This is a genomic window from Paenibacillus sp. JT31N11 (assembly GCF_056269285.1).
The window spans coordinates 391054-414150 of sequence record NZ_JBWDNQ010000001.1; the positions used below are offsets into that span (position 1 = coordinate 391054).

The following is a 23097-nucleotide window of genomic DNA, read 5'->3' on the forward strand; positions in this document are numbered from 1 at the left end:
GAAGTGGGTAAATAAAGGAAACCGGAAATGACAGGGGAGGACAAGCAATGATCAAATTGAACAGCTTTATCCGATTGTGTATCGCGATCCTTCTGGTGATAGGGATCATTTATTTGGGATCGCGGGTGGATTTTATTTTCAAGCCCATCCTGTCTCTATTCAGCATTATCATTGTTCCGTTGATGCTATCGGTGTTTTTCTATTATTTGCTCCGGCCGCTTGTAAACATGATGGAACGCTATAAAATAAACCGGGCGCTGTCGATCCTGCTGATCTACCTGGTTGTTGCCATCGTTCTGGTAGGTTTCAGCATCGGGGTATGGCCTTCCCTGCGGACGCAGCTTGTGAATCTGGTTGATAATGCGCCGACCCTGTTCAATACGCTCAGCGAGCAGGTGGAGAAGCTGGAGAAGAACGGATTTATCGGAAATCTGTTCCCTGGGGACCTTAGCCCGCTCAACCGGTTAACCGATTTTCTGAACAAAGGTTTTGGCGTGCTGACGGATTATTTTACGAGCCTGTTCTCGATCATTTCCAATTTCGCCATCATCCTGTTTATCTTCCCGATCATTTTGTTCTATATGCTAAAGGAAGGCGGGAATTTCGGGCGCAAAATTGTCAGCTTTATGCCAAAACGGTTTCGAGATGAAGGAAACGAGGTTATGGACGAAATCGACAATGCGCTAAGTGGTTTTATCGTGGGCAGAGTGATCGTGAATCTGTCTTTGGGTGTTCTGATGTATTGCGGTTTTCTCATTATCGGGCTGCCTTATGCTTTGCTGCTTACCGTAGTGGCTGTTATTTTGAATTTCATTCCATTTGTCGGTGCGATTCTCTCGGCGGTTCCGATTGTCATTATCGGGTTTATAGAATCGCCTACGACGGCAATCTGGGCGCTTATTATTATTCTGGTGGCACAGCAAATCCAGGATAATCTGATTGCTCCGTATGTTTTTGGCAAACAGCTGGATATCCATCCTCTGACGACGATCATCCTTGCTTTGGTGGGAGGAGATATGGCCGGAATTATTGGGATTCTGCTTATTATACCGATTTACATGATTCTCAAGATCATTGTAACGAAGGTCTATCAGCTGTTCTTCAAGCAGAGCTGGGAGAATGCGTAACTTGGATCGGGACATCGGGACACTTGCAAGAAGCGTGATATGACATGAAGTTAGACATGCGGATATGAATATGATGAATGCAGCCGAATCATAAGCAAGAATAAATAACGGGATAGGAGACTTGCACGTCTCTGTATCCCGTTATTTTTCTATGGCAGATCTGCTGCGAGGATTGTCTATTAACAGACGGTTACCAAATAATGTATTCTATAAATATGCAGCGGACCTGCCATATCCAATGGATTTGTAAAATCGCTGGCACTCCTTGTATCAAGGGCAGCAATCCGGCATGAATGTCCCACAAAGAGTTAAGAATGCCATATTGCATCTTGATTTGCAACAAGTATAAGATTGTAGAACATTGATGTCCTAATGGCTATCATCATCGAAGAGAGGGGGAGGCGCATCATGCTTCTTTTGAAAATTGACGGATGAATAAAGTCTCTTTGCGCTTCACATCGTCTTTTCGCAACAGGATGATTTTGATCTTTTTTATGATCATTATCGTCCCTTTTTTGCTGTTCGCTTATTACGCGCATATCAAATCGATCGAAGGGATTTCCCATGCCAATACGACCATGTCCATGAGCTATTTGCAGCAGGCCAGAAAAAATTTCGAAATCTATCTGAATTCTGTCAACGACCAGGTGAATGATCTCATCGGCAACAAACAGCTCCAGGAGCTGCTGGAGAAGGAGCCCGGCAATCAGGCCGAGGAAGAAGCGTTCACGGTCAACCTGTTGACGATCCTGTATCCGAGTACGCCCCTGATCGATGCATTCCGGGTGCATGTGTACCCTATCAATCCCTCCCACTATCCCTCTTATATGAGCACAATCGGTGAATCCGTAGAGGTTGGAGAAGAGGAATGGTTTCTGGAATCCAAAGCCTCGATCAGTCCGACATGGCATTTGTCCATGCCCCAGCGGGGCAAATATTCCAAGCCGCTGCTTTCTTATGTAAAAAGATTCTCGGGACTCTACGATCAGATTCCCCGCGGAATCATTGCGACCGATTTGTCCGAGGACCAGTTGAAGCGTTTCTTCTCGCCATCGGATCAATTGATTGAGCAGAAGCTGCTGCTTCTCAATGATGAGGGCATGATTTTCTTCGATTCCGGCCGTAATGAATGGACAGGCAGCCTGCTCCCTTCGCCGCGGTTTAATGAGCTTATTCATTCAGGAAGGGAGGGCTCGCAGTCCATTACCATGGAGGGCACAACCTATCTGGCTACTTTTGTCAAAATGGATTCCGTTCCCTGGTCGATTGTCAGCCTTACGCCTCTTCAGGAATTAACGGGAACGATTGATGAGATTAACCGGCTGCTCATTATTTTTCTCATTATCTATTTAATCTGCTGCCTGGGCGTAGTCGTCTATATCACGATTAATTATACGCAGCCTATTGCTAAGCTGGTCCGGCTGATGAGAAGAATGGAAACCGGGGATTTCAGGCAGCTTCCCTATTCCTCCCGCGGGGACGAGGTGGGCTGGCTGTACCGGGGGGTAAACAGTCTTACGCAGCGGATAGAAGGATTGGTAGAGGAGGCCTCCCGGTCCGAGAGGAAGAAGAAGGAGCTGGAGTTCCAGGTGCTCAGTCATCAAATCAATCCGCATTTTCTGTACAACACGCTGGAGTCCATTCGTTGGAAGGCCGAGAGCCACGGGCGGAGCGATATCAGTGAAATGGTCTCGGCACTTGGCAATTTGCTGCGGCTGAGCTTGAATCAGGGGAATGAAATTACGACGTTGGCGCGTGAAATCGAGCAGGTCAAGGCCTATGTCCTGATCGAGCAGGCCCGGATGGGCCAAACGGTGCGAATCCTGTATGCCTGCGACAGCGAAGCGATGTCGAGTCCGTTTCTGCGCCTGCTGCTTCAGCCACTGGTAGAGAATGCCATCCAGCACAGCATACGGGACAATTTTGAGAAAGGCAAAATTCTGATTTCCGCCCGCAGGGAAGGAAAGGATATGGTCATCGATATTGTGGACAATGGGAAAGGCATTCCGGACGAGACGCTTTTACAGCTGAACAGGGACATGGATCATGGCGGCAAGCCTGTGCATAGAGGCGTCGGGCTGCGGAATGTGAATGACCGCCTTAAGCTGTATTTTGGTGACAACTACAAGCTGAAAATCGAAACAGGCCCGGAAATCGGGACGAAGATCACCCTGCGGCATCCGATTCTTGAAGAGGAGACGCTGCGGGGGGAGGTGGCGGAAGCCGTCCGATAGGGTCGGTTTTTGCCGTTATTTGCGCACGGCACCATACTAAGGAAGCTTAAGAATAGTGTGCGCCTTCCCTCAAGCAGAAGTCTCGGTCAACAGGCTAATATCGCACCGCAAAGGATAAGATTAGCTCATAGTAACCTTTTGCCCCCAAACTTATGATAATACTATCAAGATTTGAAACATCATTCGATCAAGTAAGGGGAGAAGTCCAGATGCCAGGAAGAAAATCAAGAATACCGCTGTTCATGGCCGCGCTGCTAATTGTAATGCTGCTTGCTGCGTGCAGCAGCAGCAATGAGGGCAATCAGCCGAATCAGTCGAATCAGCCTGCCAATACGTCCGAAAAAACCGACGGAGCGGCCGAACCGGCGCCGGAGCAGGAAGACGAGGTGCTGCTCAAGTTTTATTTTGGCGGGGACAAGAAGGCGGCGACCGATGAGGTCTGGTCTGCAATCAGCGATTATGTGAAATCCAAGGGGCTTAATATCCGCTTCACTGTCAACTTCATTCCTTTCGGCGATTTCAAGGATAAGATGCTGGTCATGGCCGCATCCGGGGACGACTGGGATATGAACTTCGACGGCGATTGGCTGTCTTACAAGCAAATGGCGGCTAAAGGCTCATATATGGCTCTTAATGACCTGCTTCCGAAATATGCTCCCAATCTGAACAAAAAATATGAAGAGCAGGGAACGCTGTCCGCGGCTACCGTAAACGGTCAAATCGTCGGGCTTCCGTGGACGATGAAGATGAATGAGCGCAAGTTCGCCGGGTGGCGGGCCGATCTGGCCGAGAAGGCCGGAATCACGATAGCTCCCGATTCCATCAAAACGATAGAAGATATCGATAAACTGCTGCGTGATTTGAAGAAAGCGTATCCGAACGAGAAGCTGTCGCGGACGACGCCGCTATCCATTTATATGATTCGTGATGAGTGGGTGGATCTTAATTTTCACGGGCTCGGCTTCTACCTGAATGATCCGGCTATCAAGATTCAACCGATTGAGCAGCAGCCCTTCTTCAAGGAAGCAGCGGCGCTGGCCAAGCAATGGTATGATGATAAGCTGATCAACCGCGATGCGATGATCGACAAGGAGGACGGAGCCGCGCAGTGGAGAAACGGCAAAACGCTCTTCACCGTCACCTCCCATGAATGGGCGAATGCTGATCCGGGCTTCGCCGATCCGAACTACAAGCAGCAAACGTCGCTGCTCTATCCCGATAAAAAGTTTGTTAACCGGACTGCGCTGGCCAATGTAGTCGCCATCAACCGGAATTCGAAGCATCCCGATCGTGTTCTGCGTTTCCTGGATATGATAGAAACCGACAAGACGCTGTACGATCTGGTGCAGTACGGCATTGAAGGCAAAACCTATGTGCTCAATGGCGAAGCGACCGAGTATCCGGAAGGCATGACGACGACAACCAGCAACTATATGGAGTGGGGCGGGCAGTGGGCCTTCTGGAAGCCGCAGTTCATGCGTCCGACAATGACCTACGGCCAGGATTTCTGGTTGAAGGAAGCGGAATTCGCCAGCCAGCCAAACAATGTGAACTCCCCGATTGACGGTTTGTTTATCGCCGAAGATGCCATGAAGAATGAAATAGCCAAGCGCGATCAGGCGACGGAGGAAATCAGCAGACCGATTGAATTCGGGATGGTCAAAAATGTGGATGAAGCTGTCGCGGATTATATTGAGAAGCAGAAAAACAATGGTCTTGACAAGATTCTGCAGGAGACGCAAAAGCAAATCGATACCTATCTGGCAAGCAAAAAATAAAAAGCCAGGCGTAAAACAGGGATGTTCCAAAATGGAGCATCCCTGTTTGCATGGATCAGCCGTAAACACGCATAAAATGATTCTATTGATAAGTTACACTTGCCCATCAATCTGTTGTATGATTTTGAGTAGGAGCCCGGTGAAATGGATCTCCGTTAACAGACAGACATCCTGACAGAAAAGAGTGATCCTGCATGATTCGAGCAGTTGTATTTGATTTTGACGGATTGATTATTGATACGGAAACGCCATCCTATCATGCATTTTGCGAGGTATACCGCGAATATGGAGCGGAGCTGCCCCTGGCGGAATACGCCAAATGCGTAGGTACCAGCCATGATCTCTTCAATCCCTACACGTACATATCCGATTGTCTTGGAGAAACCATTGACCCGGAAGTCGTCCGTACGAAGTTTCAGGCTATTTACTCGAAGCTGTTGTTCGAATCGGCTCTGCGTCCCGGTGTGATGGATTATTTAAAGGCGGCACGGAAGCTGAATTTAAAGACGGCATTGGCGACAAGTTCCACCATCTCATGGATTGAGCCTTTCTTTAATCAATTTCAACTGACGGAGTACTTTGATTATGTCACGACAGCGGATGAGGTATCGAAGGTTAAACCGGATCCCGAGCTCTACCTGAAAAGTCTGGGCAAGCTTCAGGTTGCGGCGGATGAAGCGATTTCTTTCGAAGATTCCCTGAATGGCTTCAATGCCGCCAGGACGGCCGGACTTCACTGCGTGGTCGTGCCGAACGAAATGACCAGACAGTTTGCGTTTGCGGATTATGATCTTCTGATCGACTCCATGACAGACAAGAGTCTGGAAGAAGTCATCGCATTTCTGAGTGCGCGCCACAAGGTCAATTAAACGAAAACACTGAGGTGATTTCATGGATCGAATAGCCGTTATTTCGGATATTCACGGGAATATCCCTGCATTGGACGCGGTGGTAGCGGATATTCATAAACGGGGGATCTCAACCATTTATTGTCTGGGCGATCTGGTTGGCAAAGGTCCAAGCGGGGATAAGGCAGTTGACCGCGTCAGAGAGGTCTGTACGATTGTGGTCAGGGGAAATTGGGATGAGATTATGGCTAAAGACAGCGAATACCCCACAATCATCTGGCATCAGAACAATTTGGGCCCGGGGCGGCTGGATTACCTCCGGAGTCTGCCGATGATCCATGAGTTTGAAATGAGCGGCAGACATATCAGACTGTTCCATGCCTCACCCCGCAGTGTGCATGAACGGATTCAGCCATGGGATACCCATGAGTCGAGACTGTCCTTATTCCGGCATTCCGAATATTGCGAGTATGCGGGCGATGCGGATGTTATTGGATATGGCGATGTTCATAATGCTTACGTGCAGAATTTCGAAGGAAAAACATTATTTAATGCGGGAAGCGTGGGCAACCCCCTGGAGATTAACCAGGCTTCTTATGCGATACTGGAGGGGCAGCTGCATAGTGCGGAGCTGTCCCCTTTTGGCATCCAGCTGGTGAGAGTCCCGTATGATATTGATCTTGCGATCCGGCAGGCGGTTGAGGCGGAGATGCCTGAATTGGAGTCTTATTCGCTGGAGCTCAGAACGGCTGTGTACCGGGGCAGACAGAAGAGATGAATGGATAAAAAGGAGAATAAACGATCTGGCTAAGGCGATGAGGAGCTGGAACGACAGGAGGAGGAATCCACGTGAATGTGCTCGCTGTCGGGTGTCACCCGGATGATCTGGAAATCGGCTGCGGCGGAACATTGGCAAAGCTTGCTTCACAGGGGCATGGAATTACGATGGTGCATGTGGCGAATGGGGATAAAGGGCATAAAGTCATTGCGCCTGCGGATCTGATCAAGATTCGCGAGCAGGAAGCCAGGAATGCGGGGGCCCTGATCGGCGCTCAGGTCATCAGCCTGAATAAGCCCGATTTGACGGTCAAGTCGGATGAGGCCGATCTGATCGGGCGGCTGGCCGGGGTGATCCGCAAGGTGAAGCCCGATTATATCATCACGCACCCGCCCGAGGATTATATGAAGGATCATATGGAGGTATCCAGGGCGGTGTTTGATGCCAGCTTCGCAGCAACCGTGCCCCATTATACAGTCGAAAACGGATTGCCCGCACATGAAAAAGTTGCCCCGATTTTCTATATGGATACGCTTGCGGGCGTAGGCTTTCTGCCGACCGAATATGTGGATATATCGGATTTCATTGATGTTAAAATTCAAATGAACGACTGTCATCAGAGCCAGATCAAATGGCTGTATGAGCATGACGGCATCGATTTTCTGGATTTTGTCCGGACCGTTTCCAAATTTCGCGGATTGCAGTGCGGCAAAGCGTACGCGGAAGGCTTTCAGCAATGCCAGGCATGGCCGCGTCTGACAACGGAGCGGCTTCTCCCTTAACGGTTAATAGAAGAACAGGAGCGTGACGGCGATGAATTTTATGCGAACGCTGAAGGATTCCATGCTGGAAGGCTTCTATCCTGCGGGCTGGGATATGGACAGAATCGACCAATGCTGCGCGAACAGCCCGGAAAGCATTCAGGAGCCTCAAGCCTTTTGGCATGCGGACTTTCAGCCGGTTTCCTGTGAAGAGGTGCAGGAGCTGGATGTGAAGATGGGCCATGAAATCGCCCGGGAAATCCGGATAAGCAAAGAAGCGGGCCGCAAGCTGGCGATCATACTGCCGGCTGGACCGATGGGAATGTATAAATGGGCGGTCTATTTTCTGAAAGAGTGGCAGGTGGATTGCTCGCATGTCCACGGCTTTAACATGGATGAATGGAGCGACGGGGATGGGCGCACGCTGCCGCCGGAGAATAAAGGATCTTTTCAATATGCGATGGAGCAGGCATTCTACGGGCCGCTTGGCGAGCTGACGGTTCCGGTAATGCAGCGAAATTTTGCTACAGCGGACAGCTTGCCGGCTTATGCATCCAGGATAGAGAGGCTGAGGAAGGATGGGGCCGAGCTTATCACCGTCTTCGGGATCGGCCGCATGCTGCATATTGCTTTCTGGGAGCCGCATTTCGCTGCGGAATTCAGCACTGAACAGCAGTGGCGGGAAGAGACGCACCGGCTTGGCGCGAAGCTCCATCCTCTGACCATTGAACAAAATGCCGTCACCAGCTTCAAAAGCCGCACAACGCTGGTGCCCTGCCGCGCGAATACCATTGGACCAGGATTGTTTCTCCAATCCGACAGGGTCATCGGCGGCTGCGACGGCGCTCTGGGGCGCGGCATGCAGTGGCAGGGGCTTTCGCTCTGGACAACACTGCGCTACGGCCCCGACATGTGGCTGCCTTCCACCTATATGCCGACACTTCCGGGCAAATTGTTTTTCCTGAGGGAACTCGCCGGTCCGCTTGATGCGGAAATTAATTGAGATCCGGCTTGAGGAATGGGCCCGGCTTTGTTTGGCTCTCCTATGTGAACAAGAAATTTTGTGAAATCTCGCAATATGAGCGGGAAGCGGGAAGAGCTGATCGGACGTGATCATCGGATCATTAATTCAGGGTATCATGATAAAGCGAGCTTCGTCCTTCGGTGCTGGATGATCTCGGCGTGGTGCCGGCGATTCGAACCTATATCGAGAATTATTCCTCGCATTACGGTATCGATGTAAAGTTTACCTGCAATCTCCGCAAAAGGCTTGATATACAGGCAGAAACAGCGATCTACCGCATCGTTCAGGAAGCGCTGACCAATATCGCCAAGCATGCCGACGCGGCTGAAGCCGAAGTGTCAATGCTTGAGACCGATGCGGGAATCACCGTGCAAATCAGGGATAAAGGTCATGGCTTCGATGCGAAATCTCACACCAAGGGCGTGGGATTGTTCAGCATGGAAGAGCGGGCACGTATCGCAGGGGGCCAGGTTCAGCTCGCAACAGAACAGGGTCTCGGCACAACGGTGACACTTCTATTGAAGCGTGAACAAACGCAGTTCGATAACGGCAGCTCTGCAGAGGAAGGTTTCAGGGACTGACAGACTTATGCTGTCTATTTTGTCAAGGCTAATCTGCTCAGCAAATTCTCATCAATCTCTCATAATCGCAGGGAAATGCAGGTGGTGAAAGGGTTTTCTTAACCAATGGGAAATGGTGGGCGTTTAAAGTTGTGTTATGGTGGTATCAGGTGATCGCCAAATCCAACTTTCCTATTGGGAGGGAGACATGGACAACATGAAAAAAAACCACATGGTCAAAATGATCGCAGGAATCGGCTTCAGTCTCACGGTTGCCTTTTCCGGCAGCATACTAATCACACCCCAGTCAGCTCAAGCGGCTGTTTCCTCCAGCGCCTCAACTGCGGACAACGTGATTGCAACAGGAAAGCAGTTTCTGGGCGTTCCTTATAAGTTTGGGGCAAAATCGGGAATAACCAGCTCATTTGATTGTTCCTCTTTTGTCCAATATGTATTCAAGCAAAATGGGATTGATCTTCCCCGTTCCTCGCGCGAGCAGGCGAAGGCTGGAACCAAAGTAGCCAAAAGCGATCTGCAGGCCGGCGATTTGGTATTCTCCGATACGAACGGAGACGGAACGATTAATCATGTCTCGATTTATATGGGTGACGGACAATTGCTCCACACTTACCGGGTCGGCATAGGCGTTACAATTTCCGATTTTGCGGGAAGCACGTGGGATCATGATTTTGTTACGGCACGTCGTGTCATTTCGGAAGATCAGGCATCACAGCCTGTTGATGATGGTTCGCAGCCCGCTGTGAATGCTCCGGCAGATCAGCAATCGGATGATCAGACAACTCAGCCCGCAGAAGATAGCTCACAGCCCGCAGAAGATAGCTCACAGCCAGCGGTTAAGGCTCCGACGGATCAGCAAACGGGCAATCAGTCATCTCATTGGGAACATAACGAAGGATGGAAATCCGGCAACCGGCACGGAGACCGCCACGAGGACTAATCCAACTTTATATTTTTTCGAACAGAGCTGCCTTCATGGCGGCTTTTTTGCCGTGTTATACCGGCAGCAGGTTCAGTACGGCGGAAGTTTTGAAAATTTAATATTATTTCATTACTCTACGAAGCAGAAGGATGTGTTATTATAGAATTCAGCCGTTTTTTACAATAAATGATAGCCAATATAAGAAAGGAAGATACTAACCTTTTTACCAACTTCCAGTAGCAGTTAGGAGAAGCAGCAGCAATGACAACAGTAAAAAAGAAACAAAATTCAATACGGTTTGCCTTGATTTTAGGCGCATTTTCAGCGCTTGGTCCGCTTACGATCGATATGTATTTGCCCTCATTCCCTGAGATTGCAGCTGATTTTGGAACAAAAGCATCGTTGGTTCAGTTGAGTCTGACCGCATGTCTGGTCGGATTAGGTTTGGGACAGCTGATTATGGGCCCTCTGAGCGATGTTCATGGAAGACGCAAGCCTTTATTGATTTCACTTGTTTTCTATTTAATTGCTTCGTTTGTTTGTGCGGTCGCCCCGAATATTATTTTCTTCATTGCGGCCCGGTTTATACAGGGCTTTGCAGCCTCGGCCGGCATTGTCATTTCCCGTGCCGTTGTCCGGGATCATTACAGCGGCCGTGAATTGACCCAGTTTTTCTCCATACTGATGCTGGTGAACAATGTGTTCCCGCTGATTGCTCCGGTAGCAGGCAGCGGCGTCATCTCCTTTACATCGTGGAACGGTGTGTTTATTACACTTGGCATCGTGGGGATTCTTCTGGTTGTCACGGCTGCCTGGAAGCTGGAGGAAAGCCTGCCGGTGGACAAACGTGTACCCGGCGGACTTGGCGAGCTGTTCAAAAATTTCCAGGTCCTGCTGAGGGACAGGCAGTTCATGGGATATGCGCTTGCGCAGGGCATTATGATCGGCGGAATTTTCGCCTACGTATCCGGCACGCCGTTTATTTATCAGAACATTTACGGAGCGTCTCCACAGCTGTTTGCCCTGTTATTCGGAACTAATGGGATCAGCCTGATTCTAGGCTCCCAGGTGGTTGGCCGTTTGGCCCACCGGGTATCGGAGAGCCGCTTCCTGACGATCGGGCTGCTGCTCGCAGGGACGACCAGTATCGGGGTTCTGCTCGTCATTCTTTTGAAGGGCCCGTTGTTTGCGCTGGTTGCGCTGCTGTTCATATTTGTCGCGTCAATCGGCATCACATCGACGGCTTCCTTCTCGCTGGCGATGGAGACGCAGAGTCATATCGCGGGGAGCGCATCGGCCCTGCTTGGATTGTTCCCGTTCGTAATTGGCGCCATCGTTTCCCCGCTTGTCGGGGTTGCCGGCGAGTACACGGCTGTTCCTATGGGCGTTATTCTGCTGTCTACTAGCTTCCTGGCCCTGCTTGCTTACTTTGGGCTCGTTAGAGTGCCGAAGACAAGGCTTGCTTGAGTATCAGCTTCAGCCAGCATGCAAAAAAGCCTGCACCCTTTGCGGTGCAGGCTTTTTTGTCAGGACTGCCGACTGTCTGTGGCGAGTTGGTGACTTGCAGGTTTTACCTTTGCGGCCTCATTAAGACTGCCGGGCTTCGATCGGGATGGAGATTTCCACGCTTGTTCCCCATCCGTCCTTGCTGAGGATGCGCAGGCCATGCTCTCTTCCATATGATAGAATCAACCGTTTGCTGCTGTTAGACAATCCGATATGACCGGAGCCGCTCCGGGAGGAAGCGTCCCCGCTGTGCACGGACAGCACTTCTGTACCTTCAAGCCTATCCCGTACTTCTTTAAGGCGCCGCTTGGTCATCCCCCTGCCATTATCGATTACCCGAATCCATATGTTGGGTGATTTATGATGGATTTTAATCTTGATTGCGCATCTTCCCGTCTTCTCCTTAATTCCGTGATAAATACTGTTCTCGATCAAAGGCTGCAAAATCAGCTTCAGGATCGGCAGATATCTGGTATCGTCATCCACATCCCAAATAACCGAAAGCTTGTCTTTGTTTCTAATTTTCTGGATTTCCAGATAAATTTCCGTGTAGCGGATTTCCTCGTTTACAATAACCGTTTGCTTCGGGCTGCTCAAGGCGTATTTCAAAATATCGCTGAGATGCTCGATCATCTTGCTGGCGTCATTAGGTCCGCCGGACAGTCCAAGCGTCTTCCAGTTGATAATTTCCAGGGTATTGTAGAGAAAATGGGGATTGATCTGCGATTGCAGCGCCAGCAGCTCCATGTATTTCAGTTCGTAGCTTCGATTGGACAGCTGTGTTTTCAGAAAATCCTGCTCGATAAACGTTTTGATAAAATTTTGCAAAATAAAGCCGTATTCATCCGAAACCTTATTCAACTGCATCGGAAGAGGCCGGTCATGCTTGGCTGCTGAAATAATCGACACAATGTTCTTTAAGTTATTGTAGTTGCGTTTGGTCAAAATATAGGTGATGGCAATCCCGATCAGAAATGAGCCGATCAGCAGAATGAAAGTAACCTGCCGCAGCAGCGTAGGCACGCGGTACAAGACATCCTGCGGAATAAGCAGGATATAATGAAGCTCATGCTGCTCGGACTGAATATGGGATACCGCGTAGCTTTGAGTGCTTGTCCGAAGCGGCAGCTGGTCCGCTGGGGAAGCGCTTATCTGCTGCAGATCGGTCGCAGATAAATCCGGTGTCCGGTTGCTTTGAAATAGAATCCGGTCCTGCTGATCGGCAATGAGCAGCGTTTGCTCCTTGGAAGGAGCCAGATCCTGCAGCAGGCTGTCGATATAGGCCGGTGATATATTCAATACCAGAATACCGGTCGCCTGCTTCGAGCCTGGTGTATACAGCTTGCGGTAAATGGTGACGATCCTGTTCTTCCCGAGGCCGAAGCGGTCGATATTGCGTTCTTCGATCCAAGTATCGTCGCTATTTCCCGCCTGATAGGAGCGGAACCAGTCGGTATCGTAGAAATTGCCGATCGTGGCAAGCCCCTCGGTCGAGGTGAGTACCCGTCCGGCGGGATTGTCGTAATAGACATAAATCGAATCGATATAAGGGCGCGCATTAGCCGGAGAGCTCAGGAAATTGATGAATAATTCCAGCTGCAGCACCTGTTCGTACTCCAGACGGGCTGCGTTCAGGATCGATTTAAGGCGCACGGAGATGTTGTGATTGGCCTGATAGCTTAATGACAGCGTATCCATCTCATTGAGGATCAGCTCCAAAGAGTCTCTCGTTTGCGCCAGCAGATTCCAGTTTTTCTGGTTTACGTCATTTTTGATGAAATGCTGGGTGATCAGTATCGAAAAAGCGCCAAAAATAAGAATAGGCACCATTAAAGGCACCAGAAAGAAAAGAAGATTTTTGAACATATATTTCTGCTTCCACATCGTAGGTTTCCTCTCTTACTGGCCGCTTCGAAATTGTCTCGGATTTCTTCCGTAGAAGGCCTTGAACGCTTTGGAGAAGTTCTTGGGATTGCCGTAGCCCACCAACTCGCTCACCTCATACGTCTTGTACTGCGGGTCCGACAAATACTGTGCAGCCTTCTCCATCTTCACGGAAAGAACATAATCGCTGAAGGACTGTCCGGTCTTCTTTTTGAAATAGGTGCTGATATAATACAGATTCATATGGACAATCCGGGAGATGTCTTTTAATTGAACGGTCTGAAAATGCTCCTTCACATAGTCTTTCATTTTTCGGATCATGATATCGCTGTCCTGGTCATCCTCATGAACAGGTTCGGATTGCCGCTCCTGATCAAGCTCGATTTTTAATTTCTGGAACACCTGGGCCAGCTCCTGGTATTTGGTCGGCTTTACGATATAATCTCTGGCACCGTAAACCAGCGCCTCCTTGATGAGCTCGAATTCCTTGTGTCCGGTCAAAAATACGATCCGGGTCGGATCGCCTATCGCTTTCAGATCCTTCGCCAGCTCAAGTCCGGATTTGACCGGCATCTTAATGTCGCATAATATAACATCCACCGCATGGCCGCGGATAAAGTTGAGCGCTTCCAGTCCATTCTCCGCTTCACCCGCGACGTGGAATCCCAGCTCGTCCCATGGAAAATAGCTGCTGATGCCATGCCGGATTTCATATTCATCGTCCACGATAAGCAATTGATACATGGTCGGGTCTCCCTATCGTATTATGCAAGCGTTTTAATCTGATTATAGCATGGGAGGGAGAATGCTTTGCGGATTATCTATAGCTGGCATCCCTTTTCTTAAAATAACGCCCCTTTATGGGGAACGATTCCCAAAGCTTCTAAAACAAAGGGGTATAAACGCGAGTCCGGTGCATACCAAATCGCGCCATGAATTGATAAAGTGTCACTAAGAAAACGTATATGCTGCTGATCAATCAAAAAAAAGAAAAGGGGTTGTAAGCAATATGATGAAAAAAGGGATGGCTTTACTGCTCGGCGTCTTTCTGCTTGGTTCGTTTGCGCTTGCCGGGTGCGGCAATTCCGGTTCGTCAACCGGTAATGGGGGAGGCGAGCAGGAGAAGGTGACGCTTCGCTTCCTGTGGTGGGGCAGCGATGCCCGGCATGAGCAGACACTGGCCGCACTGGACAAGTATATGGAGCTGAATCCGAATGTCAAAGTCGAGGCTGAATACAGCGGATACGAGGGCTATGAGCAGAAGCTGAAAACACAGCTGGCCGGCGGGACCGCCCCTGACCTCATTCAGGTGGATCAGCCCTGGATTTACGATTTTTCCACTCAGGATGACATGTTCGCAGATTTGAATACATTCAAGGATATTATCGACCTGTCCACCTTCGACGAGAAATTTCTGCAGGATTATTCGGTTCTGAACAATCAGCTGCAGGGACTTCCGACGGGGTCGACCGGAATGATCATTTCCTACAACAAAAGCTTTTTTCAAAAATACAACATACCGGAAGACACACAATTCGATTGGGACAATCTGCTCGAAATCGGCAAGAGAGTCCACGATGAGAGCGGCGGTGCGGATGTGCTGCTGAATGCCGGGCCGAACACCTTCCTGGCCATGTTCAAATCCTATGTCAGGCAGAAAACAGGCAAGCAGTTCATTCAGGACGATTATACGCTGGGCTTCGATAAACCGCTAGCCGTCGAGGCGCTGGGATATTTGGAGAAATATCTTGACGCCGGTGTTGTTCAGCCTTTTGCGGAATCCGCCCCTTATCAGGACAATCTGGACAAGCATCCGAAATGGTTCAAGGGAGAGTTCGGCATGACGAAGAACTGGCCTTCAACCATTCCCTCACTGCAGGATGGGGTCGATTTCGAAGTGGGGGCACTGCCTGAAATTATAATGAAAGGCGCGCTGACGACGGCGGTGGTCAATCGTCCATCACAGCTGCTCTCCATTGCGAAGAGCTCCAAGCATCAAGAGGAAGCGGCCAAATTGATGAATTGGCTGCTCAATGATAAAGATGCGGCCGTTATTCTCGGAGATGTACGAGGCGTACCGGCAAGCTCAGCCGCTCTGGATGCGCTGGAAGGCGCGGACAAGCTTGATTCGGTTATCGTGGATGCGACGGAGCTGGCACTGAAAACAAGCGGCGAGCCGGAGAACGGAATTACCAACAATGCCGAGCTGATCAAAATTGCCACCGACGTCATGCAGAAGCTTGGTTATCACAAGAGCACACCGGAAGAAGCGGCCGATGAGATTATCAAGGAACTGACTGCCAAGCTGGAGGAAATCAAAAGTCATCAATAATTCACTGGACTCATCCATGAACGGGCAAAGGAGGGAACAGAGCTTGTGAGTGAATCAGTATCCAATGCCGCTGCAGCGAATGCGAAGCTCAAGTCACCCAAAAAAAGCAGGAACCGCAGATGGAAGTATATGGGCTTTCTCTATATCGGTCCATGGCTGCTCGGGTTTGCTATTTTCGAATTATATCCGTTTATCTCATCCCTGCTGTATTCGTTTACGGATCTGAATATGTTCAAGAGTCCCAATTTCGTCGGTCTTCAAAATTACATCGAGATGTTTACCCGCGACAAGCTGTTTCTGCAATCGTTGAAGGTTACCTTTATCTATGCCGTCATCGCGGTCCCCTTGAAGCTTGCTTTCGCTCTCTTGATTGCCATTCTTCTGAACAGAAAGCTGAAGGGGATCAATTTCTTCCGCACCATTTATTATCTGCCGTCCATTATGGGAGGCAGCGCTGCGGTAGCTCTGCTCTGGAGATATCTTTTCTCCAGGGAAGGGCTGGTCAATCAGATGACGGGGAAACTGAGCATCGCTCCGATCGATTGGCTGGGAAGTCCGGATATTGCCCTGTATACGATCAGCGCGCTGACAGTGTGGCAGTTCGGATCGTCCATGGTCCTGTTCCTCGCGGCGCTGAAGCAGGTGCCCGGTGAGCTATATGAAGCGGGGCGGATCGACGGGGCATCCCGGTCCCGGATGTTCGTCAGCATCACGTTTCCGCTCATTACGCCAATTATTTTCTTTAACCTCATCATGCAGATGGTGAACGCTTTCCAGGAGTTTACCGCGGCGATGGTGATTACAAGCGGCGGACCGCTGAATTCCACCTACCTGTACGGGCTGCTTATTTATGAGAACGGGTTCAAGTATTTTAAAATGGGCTACGCGTCGGCACAATCCTGGGTGCTGTTCGTCATTATAATGATTTTTACACTGGTTATTTTTAAATCCTCATCCAAATGGGTGTACTACGAAGATGGTGGCAAATGATGAAGAATCTGTCCAAAATCGGCGCTTACCTGGTATTGATCGTATTCGGCTTTATTATGATCTACCCGCTGCTCTGGATGGCGGCGGCTTCCTTCCGGCCCAATGCAGAGATTTATACTTCAATCGGATTAATTCCGAAGCGGGTGATCTGGGACGGTTTTGTGGAAGGCTGGAAGGGCTCCGGTCAATTTACGTTCGGAACGTTCTACGCCAATTCCTTTCTGCTGGTCGTTCCCACTGTCATCGGTACGGTCGTCTCAAGCGTTCTTGTCGCATACGGATTCACAAGGTTTCAATTTCCGCTGAAGAAGGTGCTGCTGGCAGTCATGATAGCAACATTGATGCTGCCCCATGCGGTGCTGATCATTCCGCGTTACCTGCTGTTCCGGAATTTCGGATGGCTGGACAGCTATTTGCCATTTATCGTTCCGGCTTTCCTCGGTGGATATCCGTTCTTCATCTTTATGATGGTTCAATTTATTCGCGGTCTGCCGAGCGAGCTGGATGAATCGGCGAAAATAGACGGCTGCAATTCCTTTACGATTCTGACCCGGATCCTGATGCCGCTGTGCAAGCCTGCGCTGTTCTCCGTCAGTATTATTCAATTCATCTGGCTGTGGAATGAATTTTTCAACACGCTGATCTATGTGAACAGCGTCAGCAAATTTACGCTTCAACTGGCGCTGAGGATGTCTATCGATGCCACCTATGATATTCAATGGAATCAGATCATGGCGATGTCATTACTGACGATGCTGCCCTGCATGATTATCTTTTTCCTGGCGCAAAAGCATTTTGTAGAAGGAATTTCTACTACCGGATTGAAGGGTTAATAGAGTACTTTTATTTGCGGGGAGGAATATTTATATGCTGCATCCATTTATGGGAATCAAGGATTATGGCAAAGTAGGCATGTCGGTAGCGGAATCATCCCACAAATTGCATCGAATCGGCTATGTGGACCGCCGATTGATGAAGCTTGAGGCCGGGCATATGGTGGCGCGTCCCGAATATGAGGTGAAGGGGGCGCTCTCCCGCCTGATGTGGCAGGATGCCTCGCATTGCGATCAGCTGCGCAGCCGCTGCAAGCAGCTCCGAATGAGCTCGTCGGCCTTCGACAAGTCGCCGGACCCGAATCTGGAGCTGCTGATGGACGAGGTGCTGAAATCCGCGGATACGCTGCAGCTGATGAGAGCGTTGTTCGAGGTGGTGAAACCGGATCAAATCCGCTCTGCGCGGGCATATATGGCAAGCGCCCAGCCCATTGTCGATGAGCCGACGATTCATTTATTGAAGCATCAATTGATGGACCGGGAGGAGCAGCTGGAGTGGGGGAATGAGGCCGTGCGGCATTTCACGGCCGAGTCCACTGAGAAAGCGGTGGCCGATGCCGACCGCTGGGTCGGATACCTTCGTAATTTGCTGGCTGCAGCCGGAGGGATTAACGGGGATCTCGCCAAGGAGGAGCCCGATCCCGAGCTTGCGGTTGCCGCCCAGCCATTCGAGCTGCCTGCTTCCAGCACGCGCGACGACCGGTTCCGCAGCGCAGTGAGCAAATTCAAGGAATTTCAGTTCGAGGACTCCGAGGCGGGCCGATTCGAAATGATGATGTTTACGCGCTTCTTCGAGATGTCTCCGGCGGAAGCGGTAGCCTGCGTCCACTTTCAATCCGAAGGCAAGCCCTGGGAGTTCTACCTCGATACCGCCAGGCATGCCTGGGATGAGGTCAGACATTCCTGGTTCGGCGAAGCGGCTCTGCGCGTCAAGGGCTATGATATTTACGACAAGCCGAACTGGACGGGCTGGCTGGACATGACGCTGCAGCTGTTCGAGCCGGACGAGGCCTATACGCATCTGACGATTGCCATTGAGAAAGCGGCGATGAAATATCCGCCTGGCAAGCGCGAGGAATGGGAATTTTGCCGCGACATTGCCCGGGATCCGCTCATGACGACCTTCCAGGACTTCGACTGGGCCGACGAAGTGGTGCATGCCGGTTTCGGACAGCGATGGATCGTGAATGATGTGCATAAAGGGGATCTGAAGCAGGCGATGACTTCCTCAGCAGAAACAGTCGAGAAGAGAGGGGCCTATATGGCGAAGTTCGACCATCAGGGAGCAGAGCCGAAAAGCCCGTATGCCGGCGGGTATTGAGAGGATAATAATGTCCGCAACGCTTGCCCTTTCAGATGCGGCTTCTTCCTGGCCGCATAAGGTTGGATCCGCATATTTGCAGCCTTCCAACAGATTTTTATTTGCTTTTTCTAGCATTCGTGATAGTATAAAGCCAATTGCATAGGATGTATCACTAGGGGAGCCGAATGGCTGAGATTGAAGATGAATTCAAACCCTTTGCACCTGATCTGGGTAATACCAGCGTAGGGAAGTGGTCTCACGATTGGTCTATCGGCATATGAATAAGTATGCTATTGCCTAGTTGAACAGGGCCGCCTTCTTATCTGGAAGGCGGTCTTTTTTGTGTTTTTATCCATACCGTAGTCTGGGAGGGCGGTGAACGTTTGACGGCACTGGAATTACATATAATTTCGGATGGCCGGCAGGATCTGGAAGCCTATGCGAGGACTGCCGGGAAGATTCATCCGTACGTGACTTCCTTTCATCTGCGGGAACCGGCGAGGAATGCTTCCGAGCTGTGGCAAGGGGTGCAAGCTCTGCTCGCCGAAGGCGTTCCGGCCGGGAAAATAATGATTAATGACCGGATCGATGTAGCATGGGCCGCCCGGCTGCAGGGCGCTCAGCTATCTTACCGCAGTCTGGGCGTTCGGGAAGCCAGAATGGCTTTTCCCGGACTTCGTCTGGGCTGCTCCGTGCATGGAATAGAGGAGTCTGTCGTGGCCGGGCAGCAGGGAGCGGATTTCCTGATTTATGGTCATATATTCGCAACGGCTTCCAAGCCGGGGCAGGAGCCGAGAGGGATCGGCGCTCTGGCGCATATGGTCCGGAGCGCAGATATACCCGTAATCGCCATTGGCGGAATTAATCCGGAGCGCGTGCAGCAGGTCCGGGCAGCAGGAGCAGCGGGTGTAGCGGTGCTGTCGGGCATTATGCAGGCGGCGGATCCTATGGGAGCCGCCTTGCAGTATGCCGAAGCTTTGAACAGACGAGGAGACGAATCAGATGACGAAAATGTTTGATGCGATCATTGTGGGCGGAGGGGTGATCGGAAGCTCGATCGCTTACCATATGGCGGCAAGAGGCATGAAGGTTGTGCTGCTGGAGCGTGACCGGCTTGCCGGGCAGGCCTCCAATGCCGCTGCCGGCATGCTTGCCGCACAGGCGGAAATCAACGAAGCGGGGCCATTATTCGAGCTGGCCCTCCGCAGCCGCTCGCTCTTCCCATCACTTGCCGCCCAGCTTCGAGAGCTCAGCGGAATTGATATCGGTCTGGAGCGCAAGGGGCTGCTTCGCATCGCCACAACCGTCGCGCAGATGAACGAGCTTCAGCATGCGATCGTATTTCAGCGCAAAGCGGGGCAACAGGCAAGCTGGTTGACCGGTCATGAGGTTCGCAAGCTCGAACCGGCGCTTGCCCCGGATATTCTGGGCGCCATGCTTGTTGAAGAGGACGGGCATGTGCTGGCCCCGGAGCTTTCCCTTGCTTTTGCCAAGGCGGCCGCGGCGTTGGGAGCGGACATCCGGGAATATGCGGAGGTTCAATCGCTTGTGCTGGAGCAGGGCTCTGTATGCGGCGTCCGGACCCGGGACACAACCTTGTACGGCAGCCGAGTCGTCATTGCCTCCGGCACCTGGAGCGGACCGCTTATGGAGCAGGCTGGACTTTCAAGCCCTGTTTTCCCTGTTCAGGGAGAATGCTTCTCGGTGCTTACCCATGCACCGCTGGTGCAGGCGACAATCTTCAGCCATGATTGTTATCTTGTTCCCAAGAAGGGCGGACGGCTTATTGTCGGAGCCACAATGAGAGAGCATTCCTATGACCGTAAAGTCACCCTGGGGGGGATTGGCAAACTCCTCGAAGCCGCCAAGCTGCTGGTTCCGGATATTGTGCATGCGGAATGGGAGAAGGCCTGGTCTGGGCTGCGGCCGCAGACTGCGGACGGTTTGCCTTTCCTGGGTGAGCATAGGGAACTGCGGGGCTTGTACGTAGCGGCCGGCCACTATCGCAATGGCATACTGCTTAGTCCCATTACCGGGCAATTGGCCGCTGATTGGGCGGAGGGAAAAGCGGCAGAGGCCGATTATCTCGACGCTTTTCGATTGGACCGGCAGATGGACATGAAAGGAGCGCTGAACCAGGATGAATTTGCACATTAATGGCGAGAACGTTGAAGTGCCCGGTACTTTAGCATCCGTGCACGACCTGCTCCGTCATTTCGGTTTGGAGGAGAAGGTAGTAATTGTAGAGTGGAACCAGAGCATTCTGGAAAAGTCCGCTCACCAGGATACCCGTCTGTCGGACGGAGACCGTATTGAGATTGTCCATTTTGTAGGAGGTGGCTGATATGTTGAAGATTGGAGCGCATGAATTTCATTCCCGGCTGCTGCTCGGCACAGGGAAGTTCCCGGATTTTGAAATCCAGAAGCAGGCCGTCGAGGCTTCGGAATCGCAGATTCTGACGTTCGCCGTGAGAAGGATGAATATTTTTGAGGCGGGCCAGCCTAATTTTCTGGAGATGCTGGATGTGAGCCGCTACACGCTGCTGCCGAACACGGCAGGGGCCAAGACCGCGGAGGAAGCGGTGCGTATTGCCAGATTGGCCAAAGCTTCCGGGCTTTGCGATATGATCAAGGTCGAGGTGATTGGCGACTTCAAGACACTGCTGCCCGATCCTATCGAGACGCTGAAGGCGTCCGAGATGCTGCTTGCCGAAGGGTTCACCGTTCTGCCTTATACGTCAGATGATGTTCTGCTGGCCAGACGCCTGCAGGATTTGGGTGTGCATGCCATCATGCCGGGCGCATCGCCGATCGGCACAGGGCTTGGGATTATCAATCCGCTGAATCTCAGCTTCATTATTGAACAGGCGACCGTTCCTGTCATCGTGGATGCGGGAATTGGTACACCGTCGGATGCGGCGATTGCGATGGAGATGGGCGCTGATGGCGTGCTGTTGAACACGGCGGTCTCCGGCGCCAAGGACCCTGTCAAGATGGCTTTGGCGATGAAGCTTTCCATTGAGGCGGGAAGGCTGGGCTTCGAGGCGGGAAGAATTCCGAAGAAACGGTATGCGTCGGCCAGCAGCCCGATGGAAGGCTGGAGCTCCAATTGAACGGGCGCTATTCCAGGCAGGAGCTGTTTCCTCCCATTGGCACGGCCGGGCAGGAGAAGCTTGGAAGCAAGCATGTTCTGCTCATTGGAGCAGGAGCGCTGGGCACGGGCAACGCCGAAGCGCTCGTGCGCGCGGGTGTCGGGAAGCTGACGGTTGTGGACCGCGATTATGTGGAGTGGAGCAATCTCCAGCGTCAGCAATTATTCAGCGAAGACGACGCGAAGCGGCGGATGCCCAAAGCGATTGCCGCGAAGGAGCGGCTCCAGTCGATTAATTCGGAGGTTGAGATCGAGGCGTTGATCATGGATGTGACGACCCGCGACATTGAGCAGCTGGTCCGGGGAGTGGATGTCATTATCGATGCCACGGACAATTTCGACACGCGGCTGCTTATCAATGATATTTCCCAGAAGCACCGTATCCCCTGGATTTACGGGGCTTGTGTGGGCAGCTACGGCATCACCTACACGATCCTTCCGGGCGAAACGCCGTGCTTGAACTGTCTGCTCGAAACCGTCCCGCTTGGAGGAGCGACCTGCGACACGGCAGGCATTATCAGCCCTGCGGTGCAAATGGTAGTCGCCTATCAGACGGCGGAGGCGCTCAAGCTGCTCACAGGCGGGCGCGAGGCGCTTCGCGGCAAGCTGACTTCCTTCGATCTGTGGAACAACCAGCATTCCTCCATCGCGGTGGAGAAGCTGAAGAAGGAGCACTGCCTCTCCTGCGGGAGCAGGCCGACCTACCCGTTCCTGTCGGCATCGAACCATACGAGAACAGCGGTGTTATGCGGAAGAGATACCGTTCAGATTCGTCCGCCCGCTCCCGTGAAACGCGACCTGGAAGCGGAAGCGGCCAAGCTGGCGCAGCAGGGGCGCGTGGAGTTCAACGGATATATGGTCACGCTGCATATTGCTCCTCACCGGCTCGTGATCTTCCAGGATGGAAGGGCGCTGGTGCACGGCACCAGCGATGAGGCCGAAGCCAAAGGACTTTACCACCGCTATCTTGGATAGCCTGAGAAGGCGATGAACAAGTTATCGTCAGCCCTTCAGACGAATCCCATCTGGTTCGGGAAGCAAGCTTCAA

20 protein-coding genes, 1 pseudogene and 1 riboswitch are annotated in these 23097 nt (G+C 51.5%); of the genes and pseudogenes, 19 read left to right on the forward strand and 2 right to left on the reverse strand.

What is annotated here, in order from left to right; genetic code table 11:
• Nucleotides 1-47: 47 nt before the first annotated feature.
• The 10 genes and pseudogenes from AC0YNV_RS01805 to AC0YNV_RS01850 all read left to right on the forward strand — a co-directional run bounded on the left by AC0YNV_RS01805 (nucleotide 48) and on the right by AC0YNV_RS01850 (nucleotide 11517).
• On the forward strand, nucleotides 48-1127 hold the full coding sequence (locus AC0YNV_RS01805) for an AI-2E family transporter (protein ID WP_475765341.1): 1080 nt from the start codon (nucleotides 48-50) through the stop codon (nucleotides 1125-1127).
• Nucleotides 1128-1603: 476 nt separating this feature from the next.
• Nucleotides 1604-3361, forward strand: coding sequence for a sensor histidine kinase (locus AC0YNV_RS01810; RefSeq protein ID WP_475767256.1), 1758 nt, complete (start codon nucleotides 1604-1606; stop codon nucleotides 3359-3361).
• A gap of 209 nt (nucleotides 3362-3570) precedes the next feature.
• Nucleotides 3571-5139 (forward strand): extracellular solute-binding protein, encoded by a 1569-nt coding sequence (locus tag AC0YNV_RS01815; RefSeq protein WP_475765343.1) that lies wholly within the window; start codon nucleotides 3571-3573, stop codon nucleotides 5137-5139.
• A 194-nt stretch (nucleotides 5140-5333) separates the two neighbouring features.
• Complete coding sequence (locus AC0YNV_RS01820; RefSeq protein WP_475765345.1) at nucleotides 5334-6008, forward strand: HAD family hydrolase; 675 nt, start codon at nucleotides 5334-5336, stop codon at nucleotides 6006-6008.
• 22 nt (nucleotides 6009-6030) lie between these two features.
• Complete coding sequence (locus tag AC0YNV_RS01825; RefSeq protein WP_475765347.1) at nucleotides 6031-6765, forward strand: metallophosphoesterase family protein; 735 nt, start codon at nucleotides 6031-6033, stop codon at nucleotides 6763-6765.
• 71 nt (nucleotides 6766-6836) lie between these two features.
• Nucleotides 6837-7547, forward strand: a complete 711-nt coding sequence (locus AC0YNV_RS01830) for a PIG-L deacetylase family protein (protein WP_475765349.1) — start codon at nucleotides 6837-6839, stop codon at nucleotides 7545-7547.
• Nucleotides 7548-7578: 31 nt separating this feature from the next.
• A complete protein-coding gene (locus AC0YNV_RS01835) occupies nucleotides 7579-8529 on the forward strand; it encodes a 6-phosphogluconolactonase (protein ID WP_475765351.1) in 951 nt (316 codons plus the stop codon).
• A gap of 146 nt (nucleotides 8530-8675) precedes the next feature.
• Nucleotides 8676-9131 (forward strand): annotated as a pseudogene (locus tag AC0YNV_RS01840) (sensor histidine kinase); the annotation flags it as partial.
• Nucleotides 9132-9318: 187 nt separating this feature from the next.
• Nucleotides 9319-10068 (forward strand): C40 family peptidase, encoded by a 750-nt coding sequence (locus tag AC0YNV_RS01845; RefSeq protein WP_475765353.1) that lies wholly within the window; start codon nucleotides 9319-9321, stop codon nucleotides 10066-10068.
• Nucleotides 10069-10311: 243 nt separating this feature from the next.
• Entirely contained in the window at nucleotides 10312-11517 is a 1206-nt protein-coding gene (locus AC0YNV_RS01850; RefSeq protein WP_210045732.1) for a multidrug effflux MFS transporter, read from the forward strand.
• 120 nt (nucleotides 11518-11637) lie between these two features.
• Here AC0YNV_RS01850 and AC0YNV_RS01855 read toward each other — a convergent pair whose 3' ends face one another.
• Nucleotides 11638-13440, reverse strand: a complete 1803-nt coding sequence (locus AC0YNV_RS01855) for a histidine kinase (RefSeq protein WP_475765355.1) — start codon at nucleotides 13438-13440, stop codon at nucleotides 11638-11640.
• A 15-nt stretch (nucleotides 13441-13455) separates the two neighbouring features.
• Nucleotides 13456-14184: a response regulator transcription factor gene (locus AC0YNV_RS01860; protein WP_475765357.1), complete on the reverse strand. Its 729-nt coding sequence runs from the start codon at nucleotides 14182-14184 to the stop codon at nucleotides 13456-13458.
• Between the two features lie 265 nt (nucleotides 14185-14449).
• Here AC0YNV_RS01860 and AC0YNV_RS01865 point away from each other — a divergent pair, with 265 nt between their 5' ends.
• The 9 genes from AC0YNV_RS01865 to AC0YNV_RS01905 all read left to right on the forward strand — a co-directional run bounded on the left by AC0YNV_RS01865 (nucleotide 14450) and on the right by AC0YNV_RS01905 (nucleotide 23024).
• Entirely contained in the window at nucleotides 14450-15772 is a 1323-nt protein-coding gene (locus tag AC0YNV_RS01865) for an ABC transporter substrate-binding protein (protein WP_475765358.1), read from the forward strand.
• A gap of 45 nt (nucleotides 15773-15817) precedes the next feature.
• The gene (locus tag AC0YNV_RS01870; protein ID WP_379113023.1) at nucleotides 15818-16762 is read left to right on the forward strand and encodes a carbohydrate ABC transporter permease; all 945 of its coding nucleotides are present in this window, start codon (nucleotides 15818-15820) and stop codon (nucleotides 16760-16762) included.
• Nucleotides 16759-17595, forward strand: a complete 837-nt coding sequence (locus tag AC0YNV_RS01875) for a carbohydrate ABC transporter permease (RefSeq protein WP_475765360.1) — start codon at nucleotides 16759-16761, stop codon at nucleotides 17593-17595. The genes AC0YNV_RS01870 and AC0YNV_RS01875 overlap by 4 nt, the downstream gene beginning before the upstream one ends.
• Nucleotides 17596-17629: 34 nt before the next feature.
• Nucleotides 17630-18916 carry a hypothetical protein gene (locus AC0YNV_RS01880; protein WP_475765362.1) on the forward strand — a complete coding sequence of 429 codons (1287 nt, stop codon included), beginning with the start codon at nucleotides 17630-17632 and terminating at the stop codon, nucleotides 18914-18916.
• Between the two features lie 146 nt (nucleotides 18917-19062).
• A riboswitch (TPP riboswitch) is annotated at nucleotides 19063-19164 on the forward strand.
• A 117-nt stretch (nucleotides 19165-19281) separates the two neighbouring features.
• Nucleotides 19282-19917 (forward strand): thiamine phosphate synthase, encoded by a 636-nt coding sequence (locus AC0YNV_RS01885; RefSeq protein ID WP_475765365.1) that lies wholly within the window; start codon nucleotides 19282-19284, stop codon nucleotides 19915-19917.
• Nucleotides 19901-21055 carry a glycine oxidase ThiO gene (gene thiO, locus AC0YNV_RS01890; protein WP_475765366.1) on the forward strand — a complete coding sequence of 385 codons (1155 nt, stop codon included), beginning with the start codon at nucleotides 19901-19903 and terminating at the stop codon, nucleotides 21053-21055. The genes AC0YNV_RS01885 and thiO overlap by 17 nt, the downstream gene beginning before the upstream one ends.
• Nucleotides 21039-21242, forward strand: coding sequence for a sulfur carrier protein ThiS (gene thiS / locus AC0YNV_RS01895; RefSeq protein ID WP_210039620.1), 204 nt, complete (start codon nucleotides 21039-21041; stop codon nucleotides 21240-21242). The genes thiO and thiS overlap by 17 nt, the downstream gene beginning before the upstream one ends.
• Nucleotide 21243: 1 nt before the next feature.
• Nucleotides 21244-22011: a thiazole synthase gene (locus tag AC0YNV_RS01900; RefSeq protein ID WP_475765368.1), complete on the forward strand. Its 768-nt coding sequence runs from the start codon at nucleotides 21244-21246 to the stop codon at nucleotides 22009-22011.
• Nucleotides 22008-23024, forward strand: coding sequence for a thiazole biosynthesis adenylyltransferase ThiF (locus AC0YNV_RS01905; RefSeq protein ID WP_475765369.1), 1017 nt, complete (start codon nucleotides 22008-22010; stop codon nucleotides 23022-23024). The genes AC0YNV_RS01900 and AC0YNV_RS01905 overlap by 4 nt, the downstream gene beginning before the upstream one ends.
• Nucleotides 23025-23097: the final 73 nt, after the last annotated feature.